The sequence below is a fragment of the Streptomyces sp. NPDC032721 genome (genome assembly GCF_055579625.1).
This window is the reverse complement of sequence record NZ_JBVIMX010000005.1, coordinates 116,564-132,590: the sequence shown is the minus strand read 5'-3', so window position 1 is coordinate 132,590 and position 16,027 is coordinate 116,564. Positions and strand designations below refer to the sequence as shown.

Genomic DNA, 16,027 nt, shown 5'->3' with positions numbered 1-16,027 from the left:
GCCGTACGAACGCTGGGGGAGAGCCGCACCGTCGACCGGTCCGGCCTTGCGTTGGATCATGATCAACGCTTCCGATCCTGTCAATAGCGAACATTTCAAGACTGAACAGGAGTCAAACCGAAGGAAAGGGCAGGCCGTGAGTTGACCGCCGAAGGCTTTCCGGTCGTGCCCCAGGGGTCCCAGGTGTCCCACGTGCCGCAGACCCGCCGCGCCCGTGCGGCGTGCCCGTTCGACGTGCCCGTGATCATCGCCTTGGCGCGTATTAACCTAATCAAAGTTGATTAGACAGAAACGAGGTGCGGAAATGTCGGCAATCCGGCTGCTGGTACTGGGGGCCGTGCGCCTGCACGGACGGGCGCACGGCTACCAGGTCCGCAACGACCTGGAATTCTGGGGCGCCAATGAGTGGTCCAATGCCAAGCCCGGGTCGATCTACCACGCGCTCAAGCAGCTGGCCAAGCAGAACCTGCTCCTGGCGCACGAGATCGCGCCGAGTGCGGTCGGCGGTCCGCCGAGGGTCGAGTACGAGATCACGCCGGACGGCAACGAGGAGTTCTTCAAGCTGCTGCGGGAGGCGCTGACCACGTACGACCAGAAGATGGACATGCTCTCCGCCGCCCTCGGCTTCATCGTCGAACTGGACCGGGCGGAGGCGCTCGCCCTGCTCAAGGAGCGGGTGAAGGTCCTGGAGGACTGGCGGCGCGGCGTCACCGAGCACTACGTGCCCGAGAGCGGCCCCGAGGTGCTGGGGCACATCGGCGAGATCATGCACATGTGGGTGCACTCGGCGGACGCGGGTGCCGAGTGGACGCAGGGCCTCATTCGGCGGATCGAGGGCGGGGCGTACGCCTTCGCGGGGGAGGGCGGCGAACCCTTCGAGGGGGCGCTCGTCGAGCGCAAGGAGAACCCGTACGCGACGGACGAGGTGCACCCCGGAGATCTCGGCTAATCAAGTTTGACTAATCCTGGAGGCGGGTGTACCTTCGCGGCTGTAGTCAAGTTTGACTAATCGCGATGGAGGAGCGAAGTTGGCTGACGCGTTGGTCGTCGAAGGAGTGCGGAAGCGGTACGGGGACAAGGTCGCCCTGGACGGTCTCGACCTGGCAGTACGGGCCGGCACGGTGCACGGGGTGCTCGGTCCCAACGGAGCGGGCAAGACCACGACCGTACGCATCATGTCGACCCTGCTGCGTGCGGACACGGGCCGGGTGGAGGTAGCGGGACTCGACGTGCGCAAGCAGCCCAGGGAAGTACGCCGCAGGATCGGCCTGCTGGGACAGAACGCGGCGCTGGACGAGGAGTTGAGTGGCCGTCAGAATTTGGAGATGTTCGGCAGGCTCTACCATCTGGGCGCCCGTAGGGCGGGGGTGCGGGCCGACGAACTGCTCGCCCGGTTCGGCCTCGCGGACACCGGCCGCAAGGCGGTCAAGCAGTACAGCGGCGGCATGCGCCGCCGCCTCGACCTCGCGGCCTCGCTCATCACCGAGCCGGAAGTCCTGTTCCTGGACGAACCGACCACCGGCCTCGACCCGCGCGGCAGGGCAGAGGTGTGGGGCGCGGTGCGCTCGCTGGTCGGCGGGGGCACCACCGTACTGCTGACCACCCAGTACCTGGAGGAGGCCGACCAGTTGGCCGACCGGATCTCGGTGATCGACGGCGGCAAGGTGATCGCGGACGGGACCGCCGACCAGCTCAAGTCGAAGGTGGGCGGCGACCGCATCGACGTCGTCGTGCACGACACCTCCCAACTCCCCGCAGCTGCCCGCCTCCTGGGGAACGGGGCGACGGTGGACGAGGACCGGCGGATGGTGAGCGCGCCGGTCGTCGACCGGATGGCGGCCCTCACCGGAACCGTGCAGGCACTGGCCGGGGCCGGAATCGTGGCCGAGGACATCGCGGTGCGCAGGCCGACGCTGGACGAGGTCTTCCTGCACCTGACGGAGGCGACGGACCCGGCCCACCCGGACGATGCGACCAACCCGACCGGCTCCATTGACTCCACGAACACGAAGGAGCACGCGTGACATTTCCCGGATACGCACTGTCCGACTCCTGGACCCTCACGCGCCGCGAACTCGCGCACTGGGCCCGGCAGCCGGTGCAGGTGGTGGTGGGCCTGGTCTTCCCGGTCATGCTGCTGCTGATGTTCGCCTTCCTGATGGGCGGCGGAAAGGGCCTCGACGGGGCGTACGTCGACTACCTCGTACCCGGCGTACTGGCCCTGACCATGGTCTTCGGCCTCGACGCGACGATGCTCGCCGTCACCCAGGACCTGAACAGGGGAGTCGTCGACCGCTTCCGGTCCATGCCGATGATGTCCGGTGCGGTACTGGTCGGGCGCAGCGTCGCGGACATGCTCCAGTCGGCGATCAGCCTGATCGTGATGATCGGGGTCGGCTACGCCATCGGCTGGCGCTGGCACGGCGGCCCCGCCTCCTTCCTGGGAGCCGTCGGACTGCTGCTGCTCCTGCGGTTCGCGATGCTGTGGCTCGGCATCCACCTGGCGATGGTGGCGGGCAAGCCCGAACTGGTGCAGGCGGTCCAGATCCTGGTCTGGCCGCTGGGCTTCCTGTCCAACGCCTTCGCGCTCCCCGAGACCATGCCGGGCTGGCTGGGCGCGGCCGTGGAGTGGAACCCCCTGTCGGCGACGGCGACGGCGGTACGCGACCTGTTCGGCAACCAGTCGGGCCCCGCGACCTCCTGGGCCGCCGAACACGCGGGAATCCTCGCGGTGGCCTGGCCGGTGCTGCTGATCGCGATCTTCTTCCCCCTGGCGGTACGACGCTTCGGCCGCCTCAGCCACTAGCGCACCGACAGGAGGAACAGGAGTACGGGCCGCATGGCATCCTCTGGGCATGCGCCTGAACACCGACGGAACCACACCGGCCTCGCGCATGGTGCTGGTCGAGGAGTGCGAGACCGACGACGGTTACGTGTTCGAACTGGCGCGGCCGCTGTTCTTGGCGGCCGGTGACCGGATCGAATGCGAGGGCGGTGAGCTCGTCGTGGTCCGGGCGGGCGGGGAGCGGTCGACACCGGCCGGTGCCTGGTCAACCCGGTGCGGGCGTGGGGCCGGTCCGCGTGGCTAGCCCGACAACCTTCTTCCACCTTCCACGGACCGCCTGTTAACCGTGTCCGGACTGGTCGCCGCCCGAGCCGCCGTCGGTCCAGCCGCCCGAGTCCAGGCTGTGGGCGAGGCCGTGGTCGCCGGTGGTGACGTCGGAGTAGAGCTCGCGGAGTTCTTTGACGAGTTTCGCCGGGGGCTGGACGGTCTTGCCGGTCACTATTCCCACGAGTTCCTCGTCGAGCGGGGCGGGGGCGGAGCTCGCGGCCGGTGCGAGGGGGAGCGGGGCTGCCGTGCTGCGGGCGGCCAGTCGCCGGCGCGCCGCCGAGCCCCGCAGGCCCGGGTACGCGGCAGCCGCGATACCCGCGATCTGCACGAGGGCGGCGAGTACGAGGTCACGGTCGGCGGCGGGGGCCCCGGGGCCCGAGCGCGCCACTGCGTCGAGACGGTCCAGGACGCCCTGGCGGCGTGCCGTGTCGACGGACAGGATGTCGTGCCGGGTGCGGCTGCCCGGATCGCGCCACCGCCTGGTCCTGAGCGCCTTCTGGTCCTCCAGCCGGGAGAGGTACTCGGCGATGAGGGAACGCGGAGTCAGGCGCAGCCAGTCGTGCAGGCCCGGCGGCGGGCTGGTCGTGCTCAGGGCGCGCAGCGTGTTGTTGAGGCGGCGGTCCTCGACGGGCCCTGCGTCGAGGATCTCGATGGTGCGCGTGCCGATGGAAATGCGGCCGGCCAGGCACAGTTCGGCCAGTTCCGAGGTCCGCAGGGCGATCCGGAGCCGCCCCTCGGACCGGATGCGCGGACGCCGTCTGCCGGTGCCCATCGCGAGCAGAAGTATGTCGTCCCCCATGGTCATGCGGGTCAGCGTAAGCACTGCGGGCCTGCGGACGGCAGGGCTCCGCGACTTCTCGTCGTCCTCGATGCGCGGCAGTCAGGGGGGTGACGGTGTCCGTGCGGGTTCGGTCTGCCGGGCGCGGTCCGTGCGGAAGGCCCGCCGGTAGGCGGCGGGTGTGGTGCGCAGCGCCTCGTGGAAGCGGCGGCGCAGGTTGACCGCGGAGGAGAGGCCGACCCGGCGCGCGATGGTCTCCACGGGCAGGTCGGTCTCCTCCAGCAGCGCCCGGGTGGCGGCGATCCGCCGGTCGAGGAGCCAGCGCCCGGGGCTGATGCCCAACTGCTCGGTGAAGCGCCGGGTCAGCGTGCGGGCCGAGACCTGCGAACGTACCGCCATCTCCGCGACGCTCACCGGCTGGTCCAGCCGCTCGGAGAGCCATGCGAGCAGGGGGGCCAGCGAGTCCGCGACCACGGGACCGGCGGTGGGCAGTTCGGTGTACTGGAGCTGGCAGCCCTCCCGGTGCGGCGGCATCAGCAGCTGCCGGGCGATCCGCAGCGCGTACGCGGCGCCCTGATCGGCACTCACCAGATGCAGGCACAGGTCCGCACCGGCCGCCGACCCGGCACTGGTGGCGACATCGCCGTGGTCCACGTAGAGCACCGCCGCGTCCACCAGGACCTGCGGGAACCGTTCGGCCAGCTCGGCGGCGCCAGCCCAATGGGTGGCGGCCCGGCGGCCGTCGAGGAGCCCGGCGGCGGCGAGCACGAAGGCTCCCGTGCAGAGACCGACGATCCGGGCGCCGCGCCGATGGGCCCTGCGGACCGCGTCGACCACCGCCGGTGCCACCTCGGTGCCGGCCGGCTGCTGCCAGCCGGGCACCAGCACGGTGTCCGCGCGCTCCAACGCCTCCAGACCCGCCGTGACCACCATGTCGTAACCGGCCTGCGTCCTTACGCGGCCCGGGAGTTCGGTGCAGACCTCGAACGCGTAGCGGGCGGGGACCGACGGGCCGTGGTCGCCGAACACCTCGGTCGCGATGGCCAGCGGGAAGGCCGACTGCGGGGGCTGCAGCAGGGCCACGACACGGTGCGGTGGGGGCGGATCGGGCTGCGGGCGGGGCGGCATGGCGTGAAAGTACCTCATCGTGTCGTTCGGGACACTGGGCTACCTTATTGGTCTAGTCCAGCATCGTCCCATGACCACCGAGCAGCCGGACCCCCGGCCTCAGCAGACCAGCACCCCGACCCGGCACCGGGTACGGATCCGTGGGGATAGCGGGTCCGAACTGCCTCTCGCCAGGCCCCCGTTGTGGGACCGGCGGTTCGTCCTCTACTTCGCCGCCCGCGCCGTCTCGCTGCTTGGCGACGCGATGATGCCGGTGGCCACGGTGCTCGCGGTCGGCCCGCTGTACGGGGTCTCGGGCGTCGGTCTCGTGCTCGGGATCTGGACCGGGACGTTCGTCCTGCTGGTCCTGTTCGGAGGAGTGCTGGCCGACCGGTTCGGTGCGCGCCGGATGATGGTCGGCGCCGATCTCGTCCGGGTGGTCACCCAGGGCGTTCTGGCCGCCGCGTTCTTCGCGGGGGCGCCGCCGTTCTGGCTGCTGGTGACCATGGCGGCGGTGGCCGGAGCGGCGGTCGCGATGTTCCTGCCGGGGGTGAACGGGATGGTCCCGCTGGTCGCCCGCGAACCGCAGCGCGCCAACGCCACGCTCAAGGTCGCCGACGCACTCGCCCACCTCGTCGGCCCGGCCGTGGCGGGACTGCTCATCGCGCTGACCGGGGCAGGAACCGTGTACGCGATCGACGCCGGCACCTTCCTGCTCAGCGCTCTGTGCCTGGCGCTCCTGCGCCTGACCCCGGGGAGTGTCAAGTCAGCCTCCCTAGGCGGGAGTTCACTCCGCCGGGACCTGCGCCAGGGCTGGCAGGAGTTCCGTGCGCGCACCTGGATGTGGGCGGTGATCCTGATCTGGATGGTCTACGGCGTGCTGCTCTTCGGCCCGCTCGTCCCGCTCAGCTCCGCACTCATCGGCGACCGCCTGGGCGCCCACGCGTACGGCCTGGCGGTCTCCTTCCTCGGCGTCGGCACCGTGCTCGGCGGACTGCTGGCCCTGCGGCTGCGCCCGGCCCGCCCGCTGGCCGCCGGTGCCCTGGCGATGATCCTGTACGCGGTGCTGCCGCTGTGCGTGGCGCTGGGCACGGAGCTGCCGGTGCTGCTGGCCGGTCATGCCGTGGGTGGTGGCGCCCTGGCGTTCTGGTCGGTGATGTGGGCGACCAGCGTCCAGACCCAGACCCCGCCCGAGGTGCTGAACCGGGTCAGCGCCTACGAGTTGGCGGGCTCGGTGTCCGGAATCGCCCTCGGCCAGATCCTGGCGGGCCCGGCCACGTCACTCGCCTCCCCGGGGACGCTCCTGCTGGTGTCCACGGGCGTGTGCCTGGCGGGCTGCGCCGCGCTGTTCGCCATCCCGGCGATCCGGACTCTGGGGGTCCGCCGCCCGTGACCTCTTTGCTGGGGTCTTCCACCAACCTGGCCCGCGCGGGACACCGGGTCACCGGCTGGAACCGCTCACCCGGGAAGACGGAGCAGCTCGTCGCGGCCGGCGGAACCGCCGCCGCGACCATCGCCGAGGCCGTCCGGGACGCGGACGTCGTCATCACGATGGTGCCCGCCGGGCCGCAGGTCGAGGCAGTGGCGTACGGTCCGGACGGCATCCTGGCGAACGCCCGGCCCGGCACCCTCCTCGTCGACCACTCCTCCATCGCCCCGCAGACCTCGATCGCGCTCGCCGAGAAGGTGAAGGAGCATGGCGTACGCGTCCTCGACGCGCCCGTGTCCGGGGGCGAGGCGGGAGCGGTGGAGGCGGTCCTGTCGATCATGGTCGGCGGCGACGCGGAGGACTTCCGTACCGCCGAGCCGGTACTGAAGGCGATGGGCAGGACGATCGTGCACTGCGGTCCGCACGGCGCCGGACAGACCGCCAAGGCCGCCAACCAGATGATCGTCGCCGTGAGCTGGCGAGTCCGGTATGCCCTGGGGCTAGAGAGCCTTGAGCTCCGCCGCGAGCGTGGCCGTGCTCTGGAAGGTGGCGCCCAGCAGTGCCACGTGCTTCCAGTGGAGGGTGCCGTCGGGGGCGATCACGAACACCGCCCGGCGCACGCCGATGCCCGGGGCCGTGATGCCGAACGACCTGGCCACCGTACGGTCCGGATCGGCCAGCAGCGGCATCCGCAGGCCGTACCTGCGGGCGAACTCCTCGTGGCTGTCCAGGCCTTGGGGGCTGATGCCCCAGACCTCGGCTCCGCTCTCGGTGAAGACTTCGAGCCCGCTGGAGTACGAGCAGAGCTGCTTGGTGCACACGGCCGTGTTGTCGCCCGGGTAGAAGGCGAGGACCAGCGGGCGGCCACGGGCGGCGCTCAGCGTGTACTCGCTCCGGTCGAAGCGGTCCCCGTCGAGCACGCCGCCGGGCAGCGTGAAGTCGGGAACGGCATCGCCGGGGGTGGGGCTCGGGGGCATGGGGTTCCTCCTGGTGCGGGGCGTCGGAGGAGAAGGGTATGGGGGAGCGGTGAGGGGCGTGCGGGCGGTGTTCCCGTCGAGTGCTCGGGGGTGCGGTTGTCAGTGTGCGTTCACCGCCAGGGTGAGTGCGGCGTCCGTGTCGGCGGTGGCCAGGTGGGCGTTGATGTGGGCGCCCGCCAGTGCACCCGCGGCGGCGGACGCGCCTACCTGGGCAGCCAGGTCGGTGGCGTTGCCCGCTACCCACACGCCCGGCACCTCGGTCAGCCCGGCCATGCCCGAGGCGAAGCGCTGCCCCATACCGGCGGGCAGCTCCTCGACCGGCAGCCGCAGACCCTCCAGGCCCTCGGAGCGGGTCATCATCCTGGTCGCCACCGCGAGGACATCGCGGGCCACGGTGCTGCCGTCGGTCAGCCGCACCCCGGCGATCCCGCCGTCCTCCGCCTTCACGACCGCCTCGACCGGGGTGTCGACGACGCGGATGCCCCGGGCGGCGAAGCGCGCGCGGGTGTCCTCGTCCAGCTCGGTGCCCCGGACGAAGTAGACGAGGTCGTCGGTCAACTGGCGGAACAGCAGCGCGTGGTGGACCGACGCCGGGCCGACGGCGAGGATGCCGATGGGCTCGTCGCGCACCTCCCAGCCGTGGCAGTACGGGCAGTGCACGACGTCGTGCCCCCAGTGCTCCGCGAGCCCGGGCACGTCCGGCAGTACGTCACGCAGACCGGTGGCCACCAGCAGGCGGCGTGCCGTCAGGGTGCGGCCGTCGGCCAGGGTGACGGTGAAGCGCAGGTCGCCGTCCTCGGCGGGGGCCGCCGGTTCGGCCGACACCACCTCGCCGTCGAGGATCGTGCCGCCGTAGTGGAGCACCTCCTCCCGGCCCCTCTTGTAGAGCTCGGCGGGCGGGGTGCCGTCCAGCCCGAGCAGGCCGTGCACGCCTTCGGCGGGCGCGTTGCGGGGGGTGCCGCTGTCGATCACGACGACGGAGCGACGGGAACGGGCGAGCATCAGCGCACCGTTCAGCCCTGCGGCACCGCCGCCGATCACGATGGCGTCGACGGTCTCGTCGGATGCGGATACGGGTGTGGGTGTGGGTGCAGATACGGAGTTGGGGGTCGTCTCGGGCATGGCCTCGGCCTCTCGGGGGTCCTTGTGGCCCGCCTTCGGTGGGGGCCATCTACGTACGACCGTAACTGCATCTTGCGTCAATGGCATAACGCCTTGCTGAAAACGCAAGGCTCGTCCGCGGAGGGTGTGAGAGGGGTTCGGTGTCGCAAGTCCCGCACCCTCGGGTCCAACGGCACGCCCGCGCCGTGGGCCACGTCACTAGCGTGGACAGCATGGATGAACAGCGCATTCTGGACCTGAACCGCGAGCAGCTCGCCGCCCTGCGCGGCAGGGCCCTGACCCGTGCGGTGGCCGCCGCCGAAGGCCGCACGATGATCGCGGAAGTCTTCGCCGAGCGCGCCGCGCTCTCCCCGCACCCCGACGGACGCGGCGTGCACAACGCGGAACTCATGGCCGCGTTCGGCGCGGACATCGTCGTCCTCAACCTCATCGAGAGGGCCTGGGACGGTGAACGCCTGGTACTGCCGGGGCTCGGCACCTTCCGTTCCTTCGCCGACCTCGCCGCCGTGATCGGCCGCCCGGTCGGCGTCAATCTGGAGCCCGGTGACGTACCGGAGATCCGGCGGGCCGCCCCCGAGCACGCCAAACGACTTGTCGACATGGGTGCCGCACTGCTCTGCATCACCGCCAACCCCGGAACCGGCGGCTCGTACGAGGCGATGGCGCGCGTCACCGAGGAGGTGCGGGCGGGAGTGGGCGCCGACGCGGCCGTGTGGTCGGGGAAGATGCACCACGCCGGCCACCCCGAACGTGTCACCACCGCCCGACTCACCGCACTGGTCGACGCGGGCGCGGACGGTGTCGTGATGCCACTGCCGGGCACCATGCCCGGCGTGACCAGGGAGCTGGCCGCAGAAGCGGTGGCGGCGGTGCAGGACGCCGGAGCCGTCGTCATGGGTGCGATCGGCACCAGCCAGGAGGGCGCGCACGCCAACGTGGTGCCGCAACTCGCGCTCAACGCGAAGGAAGCGGGCTTCGACGCGCACCACTTCGGCGACTCGTACATCCCCGGCATGTGCGACCCGGAGGTCATGTACGCGTACTCGGTGGCGATCCGAGGCCGTCGGCACACCTGGAACAGGATGGCCCTCTCGGGGCGCCGGGCCGCCTGACTGCATGAACGCCCGACCGCCCGCCCGTCACAAAAACTATCGTGATACACACGGTCGTGCGCATCGTGATAGGTTTTGTGTTGACGTCACGGCGCGCGAAAGGGGCACGGCATGGAACCCGACACGACGAACGCCACCACCGGCACAGGAGCGGTCACCGTCCGACGGGGCATACCAGCTGGCGCCGAGCGGCGCGCCGCCGAGCTGTACTGGAGCGCCTTCGGCCGCAAACTCGGCCCGGCCCTCAACCCGGCGGACAAAGCCGTGCCCTTCATCGCCGCGCACCTGAACGCGGACCGCGCGATCTGCGCACTACTCGACGGCCGGCTCGTGGGCATGGCCGGATACCAGGTCGACGGCCGGTCCCTCACCGGGGGATCGGCCGCCGCCGTGCTGCGCGCGTACGGAAACCTCAGGGGCCTGCACCGCGTCCTGCTGCTCGCCCTGTTCGAACGCCGTCCGGCGGCGGGGGAACTCGTCATGGACGGCATCGCGGTGGACCCCGCGCTGCGCGGCCGGGGCGTCGGGAGCCTGCTCCTCGCCGAGGTGGCCGCCGTCGCGGCCGAGCACGGCTGCCGCAGGACCAGGCTCGACGTGATCGACACCAATCCGCGCGCCAGGGCTCTGTACGAACGGTCCGGCTTCACCGCCGTACGGACCGAGCGGACGCCCTATCTGCGCGCACTGCTGGGATTCGGCGCAGTGACCACCATGCACCGCCCCACCCCTGCGAAAGGCCCAGGAGGGCTCCGTACCCCATGACCGAGAGCACCGAGAGCACCCAGAGCACCCAGATGACCGAGAGCATCGAGATCCCCACCCGCATGCTCGTCCACGCACTGGTCCGCGAGGACGGCACGGTCAGCGCGGACGAGCTCTACACCGTCGCCTCGACCCTGGGCATGAGCGACCAGCAGGTACGGCTGTGCGTCAAACGACTCGTCGCCGAGAGCCGGTTCACCCACGAGGGCCGTGGCCGCAAAGCACTGCTGCACGCCACCGAGGACACCACCCACGCCCTCGCCCCCAACGCCGACTTTCTGCGGCACGCGTTCCAGCAGGACGCCGGGCTCGCGCCCTGGGACGGCGTCTGGCACCTGGCCGCCTTCGCGGTCCCCGAATCGGCCCGCACCGCCCGCGACGCACTGCGCGAGAGGCTCGTCCACCTCGGCGGCGCCCCGCTCCAGGGCGGACTGTACGTCAGCGCCAACGCCTGGGAGCCGTACGTCGAGGACGCCGCCCACCGCCTCGGAGCCCATGGCACGCTCACCCTCCTCACCACGAAGGACCTGCGCAGGGGCGGCGCCCAGGACCCCGCCGAACTGGCCCGCCAGTTGTGGCCCCTGGACGGGATCGCCGACCGCTACCACCGCCTCGAACGACTCGCCCGGCCCCGCCTCGACCGGCTCACCGGACCCGGCGAACTCTCCTCCTCCGAACTCCTCACCCTCGCGGTCGAACTGGCCGCGGAACTCTCCCGGGCCATGGACCCCGACCCCCTGCTGCCTCCCGAACTGCTGCCCCGGCCCTGGCCGGGCACCGGGGCGCGGGACCTCGTCGCCCGCTGCTGGGCCGCTCTGCACGCACGCGACAGCGGCGAGGCGCGCCCGGTCCTCTTCCGGCTCTACGACGACATCACCCGCGAGGCGGTGGCCCGGACCACTGCCTGAGCACCCCGCTGGCCGACGGCCGTGAGTCGTGTTCCGCTGAAGCACGACTGAAGCACGAGGGCCGGACACCCCGTGTCCGACCGCCGGAGGGACAGCATGGGCCACGACCACGGCGCTCCGACCGCCGGCACCGGAACGCTCAGCGGCGGCTACCGCAACCGGCTCCTGTGGACCATCGGCATCAGTGCGTCGATCACCGTCATCCAGGTCGTCGGCGCACTTCTCTCCGGCAGCCTCGCCCTGCTCGCCGACGCCGCGCACAGCCTGACCGACGCCATCGGCGTCTCCCTGGCCCTCGGCGCCGTCACGCTCGCCCAGCGCGCCCCCACCCCGCGCCGTACCTTCGGCTTCTACCGGGTCGAGATCTTCTCCGCGGTCCTCAACGCCCTGCTGCTCCTGGCGATCTTCGCCTGGGTGATGTGGTCCGCGATCCGGCGCTTCGGCGAGCCGGTCGAGGTCAAGGGCGGCCTGATGTTCGTGGTCGCCCTGGGCGGACTCGCCGCGAACCTGGTCGGCATGTGGCTGCTGCGCGACGCCAAGAACGACAGCCTCAACATGCGGGGCGCCTATCTGGAGGTGCTCGGCGACGCGCTGGGGTCGGTCGCGGTCATCATCGGCGGCCTGATCATCCTGTTCACCGGCTGGCAGGCCGCCGACCCGATCGCCTCCATCGTCATCGGCCTCCTCATCGTGCCCCGGGCGTACGGACTGCTCAGGGACGCCCTGCACGTCCTGCTCGAAGCCACCCCGCAGGACACGGACCTGGCCGAAGTGCGCGAGCACCTGCTCGGCGAACCCGGGGTGCTGGCCGTGCACGACCTGCACGGCTGGACCGTGACTTCCGGAATGCCCGTCCTGACCGCTCACGTCGTGGTGACCCGCGAAGCGCTCGCCCGGGGAGCCGAGGGATACGCCGGGCTGCTCGGCAGGCTCCAGTCCTGCGTGGGCGGCCACTTCGACATCGCGCACTCCACGATCCAGCTCGAACCGGAGGGCTACGAGGAGGCGGCCGGCGCACTGCATCGCTGAGCGCGCCCGGGCAGTTCCACCACGACTCGGATGCCGCCGTCGGCGCGCGGGGTCAGGGTGAGTGTGCCGTCGTGCGCGCGGGTGATCGTCTTGACGATGGCCAGGCCGAGGCCGACGCCCGCGTGATCGGTGTGCACGCGTTCGGTGCCGCGCAGGAACGGTTCGGTGAGTGCGGCGGCCACTTCCGGGCTGATCCGCTCGCCGGTGTTCTCGACGGTGAGCACCACGGTCCCGGGGCCGAAACCGGTGCTGACCCACACGGTTCCGCCACGAGGAAGGTTGTGCACGATCGCGTTGTGTACGAGGTTCACGGTCAGTTGCAGCAGCAGCGCGGGTGATCCGCTCGTGGGGGTGATGTCGCCCTGAGTCTCGATGGCGACGTCCCGCTTCTCCGCGAAGGGGAGGAGGGTCTCGGTGGCCTCTTCCGCCAGGAGGGACAAGTCGACGCGCTCCCGGGTGAACGACCCCTGATCGGCCCGGCTGAGCAGGAGCAGCGCCTCGGTGAGGTCGATCGCCCGGGTGTTGACGACCTGGAGACGGTCGATGAGCTCGCCGGTGTCGCGGTCCGGGTCCGCACGGGCCACGTCCAGCAGCGCCTTCGAGATCGCCAGCGGGGTGCGCAGCTCGTGCGAGGCGTTGGCGGCGAACCTCCGCTGCTCCGCGACGTGCGCTTCGAGCTGCGCGAGCATCATGTCGAAGCCGTCGGCGAGTTCGCGGAACTCGTCCTTGCGGCCTGGCAGCCGGATCCGGTGCGAGAGCGATCCGGCCGCGGCCGTACGGGTGGCATGGGTGATGCGGTCCAGCGGGGCGAGCATGCGTCCGGCGAGGATCCACCCGCCCAGCAGGCCGAACAGCAGCAGGAAGACGAGGACCGTGATCGCGGTGGGAGCGAAATTGCGCACAAAGATGGTCCCCGGAGTGACCCGCACCGCCCCCGATTCATTGGTCTGCCACCATCCCTGCTGCAGCAGGAACACCGCCACAGCGACGAGCGTCAGGGCACCGGCGAGCATCAGGAATCCGGCGTAGCTGAGGGTGAGTTTGAGCCGGACGCTCAGGCCGGGCCGCCTGGCCACGCCCGTCATCCTGTCTTTCCGGTGTCGATGCGGTAGCCGACGCCCGGCACGGTGGCGATCAGCCACGGTTCGCCGAGGCGCTTGCGCAGTGCCGAGACCGTGATGCGTACGGCGTTGGTGAAGGGGTCCGCATTCTCGTCCCACGCCCGCTCCAGCAGGTGCTCGGCGCTGACGAGACCGCCCTCGGCGGCGACCAGGACCTCCAAAACCGCGAACTGCTTCCTGGTCAGCGCGACATAGCGGCCGTCCCGGTAGACCTCCCTGCGGAACGGGTCCACGCGCAGCCCCGCGAGCTCCCGCACGGGCGGCCTGATGTGGGCACGCCTGCGGTCCAGCGCCCTGAGCCTGAGCACGAGCTCCCGGAGCTCGAACGGCTTCGTGAGGTAGTCGTCCGCACCGAGTTCGAATCCGGACGCCTTGTCGTCGAGCCGGTCGGCAGCGGTGAGCATCAGGATCGGCATGCCGCTGCCCGAGGCGACGATGCGTGCGGCGATCTCGTCCCCCGACGGCCCGGGGATGTCCCGGTCGAGTACGGCGATGTCGTACGCGTTGACGTCCAGCAGCTCCAGGGCGGTGTCGCCGTCGGCCGCGATGTCGGCCGCGATCGCCTCCAGCCGCAGGCCGTCGCGGACGGCTGTTGCCAGGTAGGGCTCGTCCTCGACGATCAGCACACGCATGACGCCAAGGCTACGAGGCCCCGCCTATCGTCCGCGTATCGAAAACCGCATACGCGTCGGCAACGCCGCGCTGCCTTGACTGAACGCATGACTCTCACCCCGCCCTCGGCACGCACGTCGCCCCGCCGGACCCGTCTGCTCCTGGCCGTCTGCCTGCTGGTCGCCGTAGCGGCGATCGCGGCGGCCGTCGTCCCGCTGATGGTGAAGTCCCTGGCTGCCTCGGCCGGGTCGTCAGGGGGACCGCCCGCCGCCGCGCCACCCCCGAACCCCTCACCGCAGGCCCGGCACAGCGAGCACGGAGGTACGGCCAACGAGGCGGAAGGTGGCGTTCCCGACGGCGTGACGGTCCTCGACGACCGGATACCGGCGGTGACCAACCTCGAACCGGGCCTGCGCAAGGCCCTCCGGCGGGCGGCGAAGGACGCCGAGGCGGACAGGGTCACCTTCTACGTCAACAGCGGCTGGCGCTCACCGGAGTACCAGGAGCGGCTCCTGCGGCAGGCGGTCGAGAAGTACGGGTCGAAGGAGGAGGCCGCCCGCTGGGTCGCCACCGCGACGACCTCGCCCCACGTGTCGGGACGCGCGGTCGACATCGGCCGCACCCCGGCGACCGCCTGGCTGTCCGCGCACGGCGCCGGCTACGGCCTGTGCCAGATCTACGACAACGAACCCTGGCACTACGAACTGCGCCCCGAAGCGCCCGCCGACGGCTGCCCGCCCCGTTACGCCGACCCCACGCAGGATCCGAGGATGAAGAAGTGACCAGCACGATTCACACCGGCACCACAGTCGCCACAGACACCACAGACGCAGACGACACCGGCACTACAGGCACCGCCGGCTCCCGCCGGACCTGGCTCCGGCTTCGCGCCCCCGGCCCCGCCGCCTGGAAGCGCGGCAGAATTCTCGCGGCGCTGGCGCTCCTGCTGGGCCTGTTCCTGCTGTTGCACTCGTACGTCCCGAACCGGATCGGGAACATCGGCAGCCTGGTCGAGACCTTCCTGCCGTGGTTCGGAGTGTTCGTCCCGCTCCTGCTGGCGGCGGCCCTGTGGCGGCGCTCGGCCCTCGCGGTCGTCGCGCTGCTGCTGCCGATCGTCGTGTGGCTGAGCCTCTTCGGCGGGCTGCTCGGCTTCCAGGGCGAGCCGGCCGGTGATCTCAAGGTGGTGAGCCACAACGTCGGCGCGGCGAACCCCGACCCGGTCGGCACCGCCCGTGACCTGGCCGCCTCCGGTGCCGACCTACTGGCGCTGGAGGAGCTCGCGGAGCAGGTCAGGGGCGCGTACGAGAAGGAGCTGGCGAAGACGTACCCGTACCGCACGGTGATCGGCACGGTCGGGCTGTGGAGCAAGCTGCCGCTGTCGGACTCCCGGCCGGTCGACATCAGGACGGACGTCGGGCCACTGGGCGACGCCAAATCGGCCGAGGTGAAGAACGCCTACGCCCGTGCCCTGCGCGCCACGGTGCGCACCGGTCACGGGCCGCTGGCGGTGTACGTGGTGCACCTGGGATCCGTACGGGTCAATCCCGCGACGGGGTTCTGGACGGGGTCGCGGGACCGGAACGTGCAGGCGCTCGGCGAAGTCATCGCCGCCGAGCGGAAGGAGCGGGTGGTGCTGCTGGGCGACCTGAACGGCACCATGGACGACCGGTCGTTCGCCGACCTCACCTCGCGGCTGCGCCCGGTGCACGAGGGCCTCGGGGACGGCTTCGGGTTCAGCTGGCCGGCGAAGTTCCCGGTGGCGCGGATCGACCAGATCCTCGTCCGAGGCGTCGAGCCGAAGAGCTCCTGGCTCCTGCCCGCCACCGGCAGCGACCACCTGCCCGTGGCCGCCGGAATCAGCTGGTGACGCGGGGGGGGGGGGGGGGGGGGGGGGGGGGGGGGGGGGGGGGGGGGGGGGGGGGGGGGGGGGGGTCGGGGGGGGGGGGGGGGTGGGGGGT

Annotated in this window: 17 protein-coding genes and 1 pseudogene; 12 read left to right on the top strand and 6 right to left on the bottom strand. The window is 71.3% G+C overall.

From position 1 onward, the window contains the following. Nucleotides 1-304: 304 nt before the first annotated feature. The 4 genes from ACZ5PB_RS13045 to ACZ5PB_RS13030 all read left to right on the top strand — a co-directional run bounded on the left by ACZ5PB_RS13045 (nt 305) and on the right by ACZ5PB_RS13030 (nt 3,089). A complete protein-coding gene (locus ACZ5PB_RS13045) occupies nt 305-949 on the top strand; it encodes a PadR family transcriptional regulator (RefSeq protein WP_468690508.1) in 645 nt (214 codons plus the stop codon). A 79-nt stretch (nt 950-1,028) separates the two neighbouring features. After that, nucleotides 1,029-2,024 (top strand): ATP-binding cassette domain-containing protein, encoded by a 996-nt coding sequence (locus ACZ5PB_RS13040; RefSeq protein WP_468690506.1) that lies wholly within the window; start codon nt 1,029-1,031, stop codon nt 2,022-2,024. Next, nucleotides 2,021-2,806, top strand: a complete 786-nt coding sequence (locus ACZ5PB_RS13035) for an ABC transporter permease (protein ID WP_468690505.1) — start codon at nt 2,021-2,023, stop codon at nt 2,804-2,806. The genes ACZ5PB_RS13040 and ACZ5PB_RS13035 overlap by 4 nt, the downstream gene beginning before the upstream one ends. 49 nt (nt 2,807-2,855) lie before the next feature. Further along, entirely contained in the window at nt 2,856-3,089 is a 234-nt protein-coding gene (locus tag ACZ5PB_RS13030) for a hypothetical protein (RefSeq protein WP_468690503.1), read from the top strand. Between the two features lie 36 nt (nt 3,090-3,125). Here ACZ5PB_RS13030 and ACZ5PB_RS13025 read toward each other — a convergent pair whose 3' ends face one another. Beyond that, nucleotides 3,126-3,917, bottom strand: a complete 792-nt coding sequence (locus ACZ5PB_RS13025) for a GOLPH3/VPS74 family protein (RefSeq protein ID WP_468690501.1) — start codon at nt 3,915-3,917, stop codon at nt 3,126-3,128. A gap of 75 nt (nt 3,918-3,992) precedes the next feature. Further along, the gene (locus ACZ5PB_RS13020; RefSeq protein ID WP_468690499.1) at nt 3,993-5,018 is read right to left on the bottom strand and encodes a GlxA family transcriptional regulator; all 1,026 of its coding nucleotides are present in this window, start codon (nt 5,016-5,018) and stop codon (nt 3,993-3,995) included. A 70-nt stretch (nt 5,019-5,088) separates the two neighbouring features. Here ACZ5PB_RS13020 and ACZ5PB_RS13015 point away from each other — a divergent pair, with 70 nt between their 5' ends. Further along, entirely contained in the window at nt 5,089-6,390 is a 1,302-nt protein-coding gene (locus ACZ5PB_RS13015; RefSeq protein WP_468690497.1) for an MFS transporter, read from the top strand. Next, a pseudogene (locus tag ACZ5PB_RS13010) lies at nt 6,387-6,902 on the top strand (NAD(P)-dependent oxidoreductase); the annotation flags it as partial. The gene ACZ5PB_RS13015 and the pseudogene ACZ5PB_RS13010, both read left to right, overlap by 4 nt. Nucleotides 6,903-6,926: 24 nt before the next feature. On the opposite strand, the gene ACZ5PB_RS13005 reads toward ACZ5PB_RS13010, so the two are convergent. Together ACZ5PB_RS13005 and ACZ5PB_RS13000 are read right to left on the bottom strand one after the other, a co-directional pair. Further along, the gene (locus ACZ5PB_RS13005) at nt 6,927-7,403 is read right to left on the bottom strand and encodes a peroxiredoxin (protein ID WP_468690495.1); all 477 of its coding nucleotides are present in this window, start codon (nt 7,401-7,403) and stop codon (nt 6,927-6,929) included. A gap of 99 nt (nt 7,404-7,502) precedes the next feature. Next, on the bottom strand, nt 7,503-8,525 hold the full coding sequence (locus ACZ5PB_RS13000; protein ID WP_468690493.1) for an NAD(P)/FAD-dependent oxidoreductase: 1,023 nt from the start codon (nt 8,523-8,525) through the stop codon (nt 7,503-7,505). 212 nt (nt 8,526-8,737) lie between these two features. On the opposite strand from ACZ5PB_RS13000, the gene ACZ5PB_RS12995 reads away from it, so the two are divergent. The 4 genes from ACZ5PB_RS12995 to ACZ5PB_RS12980 all read left to right on the top strand — a co-directional run bounded on the left by ACZ5PB_RS12995 (nt 8,738) and on the right by ACZ5PB_RS12980 (nt 12,336). Then, the gene (locus ACZ5PB_RS12995) at nt 8,738-9,637 is read left to right on the top strand and encodes a DUF7916 family protein (RefSeq protein ID WP_468690491.1); all 900 of its coding nucleotides are present in this window, start codon (nt 8,738-8,740) and stop codon (nt 9,635-9,637) included. 111 nt (nt 9,638-9,748) lie between these two features. Then, complete coding sequence (locus tag ACZ5PB_RS12990; RefSeq protein ID WP_468690490.1) at nt 9,749-10,399, top strand: GNAT family N-acetyltransferase; 651 nt, start codon at nt 9,749-9,751, stop codon at nt 10,397-10,399. Between the two features lie 32 nt (nt 10,400-10,431). Beyond that, nucleotides 10,432-11,307 (top strand): PaaX family transcriptional regulator C-terminal domain-containing protein, encoded by an 876-nt coding sequence (locus tag ACZ5PB_RS12985; RefSeq protein WP_468690876.1) that lies wholly within the window; start codon nt 10,432-10,434, stop codon nt 11,305-11,307. Between the two features lie 96 nt (nt 11,308-11,403). Continuing rightward, nucleotides 11,404-12,336: a cation diffusion facilitator family transporter gene (locus tag ACZ5PB_RS12980; RefSeq protein WP_468690488.1), complete on the top strand. Its 933-nt coding sequence runs from the start codon at nt 11,404-11,406 to the stop codon at nt 12,334-12,336. Here ACZ5PB_RS12980 and ACZ5PB_RS12975 read toward each other — a convergent pair. Then, nucleotides 12,303-13,412, bottom strand: coding sequence for a sensor histidine kinase (locus ACZ5PB_RS12975; RefSeq protein ID WP_468690486.1), 1,110 nt, complete (start codon nt 13,410-13,412; stop codon nt 12,303-12,305). The genes ACZ5PB_RS12980 and ACZ5PB_RS12975 overlap by 34 nt on opposite strands. 5 nt (nt 13,413-13,417) lie before the next feature. Next, nucleotides 13,418-14,089, bottom strand: coding sequence for a response regulator transcription factor (locus ACZ5PB_RS12970; RefSeq protein ID WP_468690485.1), 672 nt, complete (start codon nt 14,087-14,089; stop codon nt 13,418-13,420). A gap of 87 nt (nt 14,090-14,176) precedes the next feature. Between ACZ5PB_RS12970 and ACZ5PB_RS12965 the strand changes: the two genes are divergently transcribed. Together ACZ5PB_RS12965 and ACZ5PB_RS12960 are read left to right on the top strand one after the other, a co-directional pair. After that, on the top strand, nt 14,177-14,851 hold the full coding sequence (locus ACZ5PB_RS12965) for a M15 family metallopeptidase (RefSeq protein ID WP_468690484.1): 675 nt from the start codon (nt 14,177-14,179) through the stop codon (nt 14,849-14,851). Between the two features lie 140 nt (nt 14,852-14,991). Beyond that, nucleotides 14,992-15,936: an endonuclease/exonuclease/phosphatase family protein gene (locus ACZ5PB_RS12960; RefSeq protein WP_468690874.1), complete on the top strand. Its 945-nt coding sequence runs from the start codon at nt 14,992-14,994 to the stop codon at nt 15,934-15,936. The last annotated feature ends 91 nt before the right edge of the window (nt 15,937-16,027 follow it).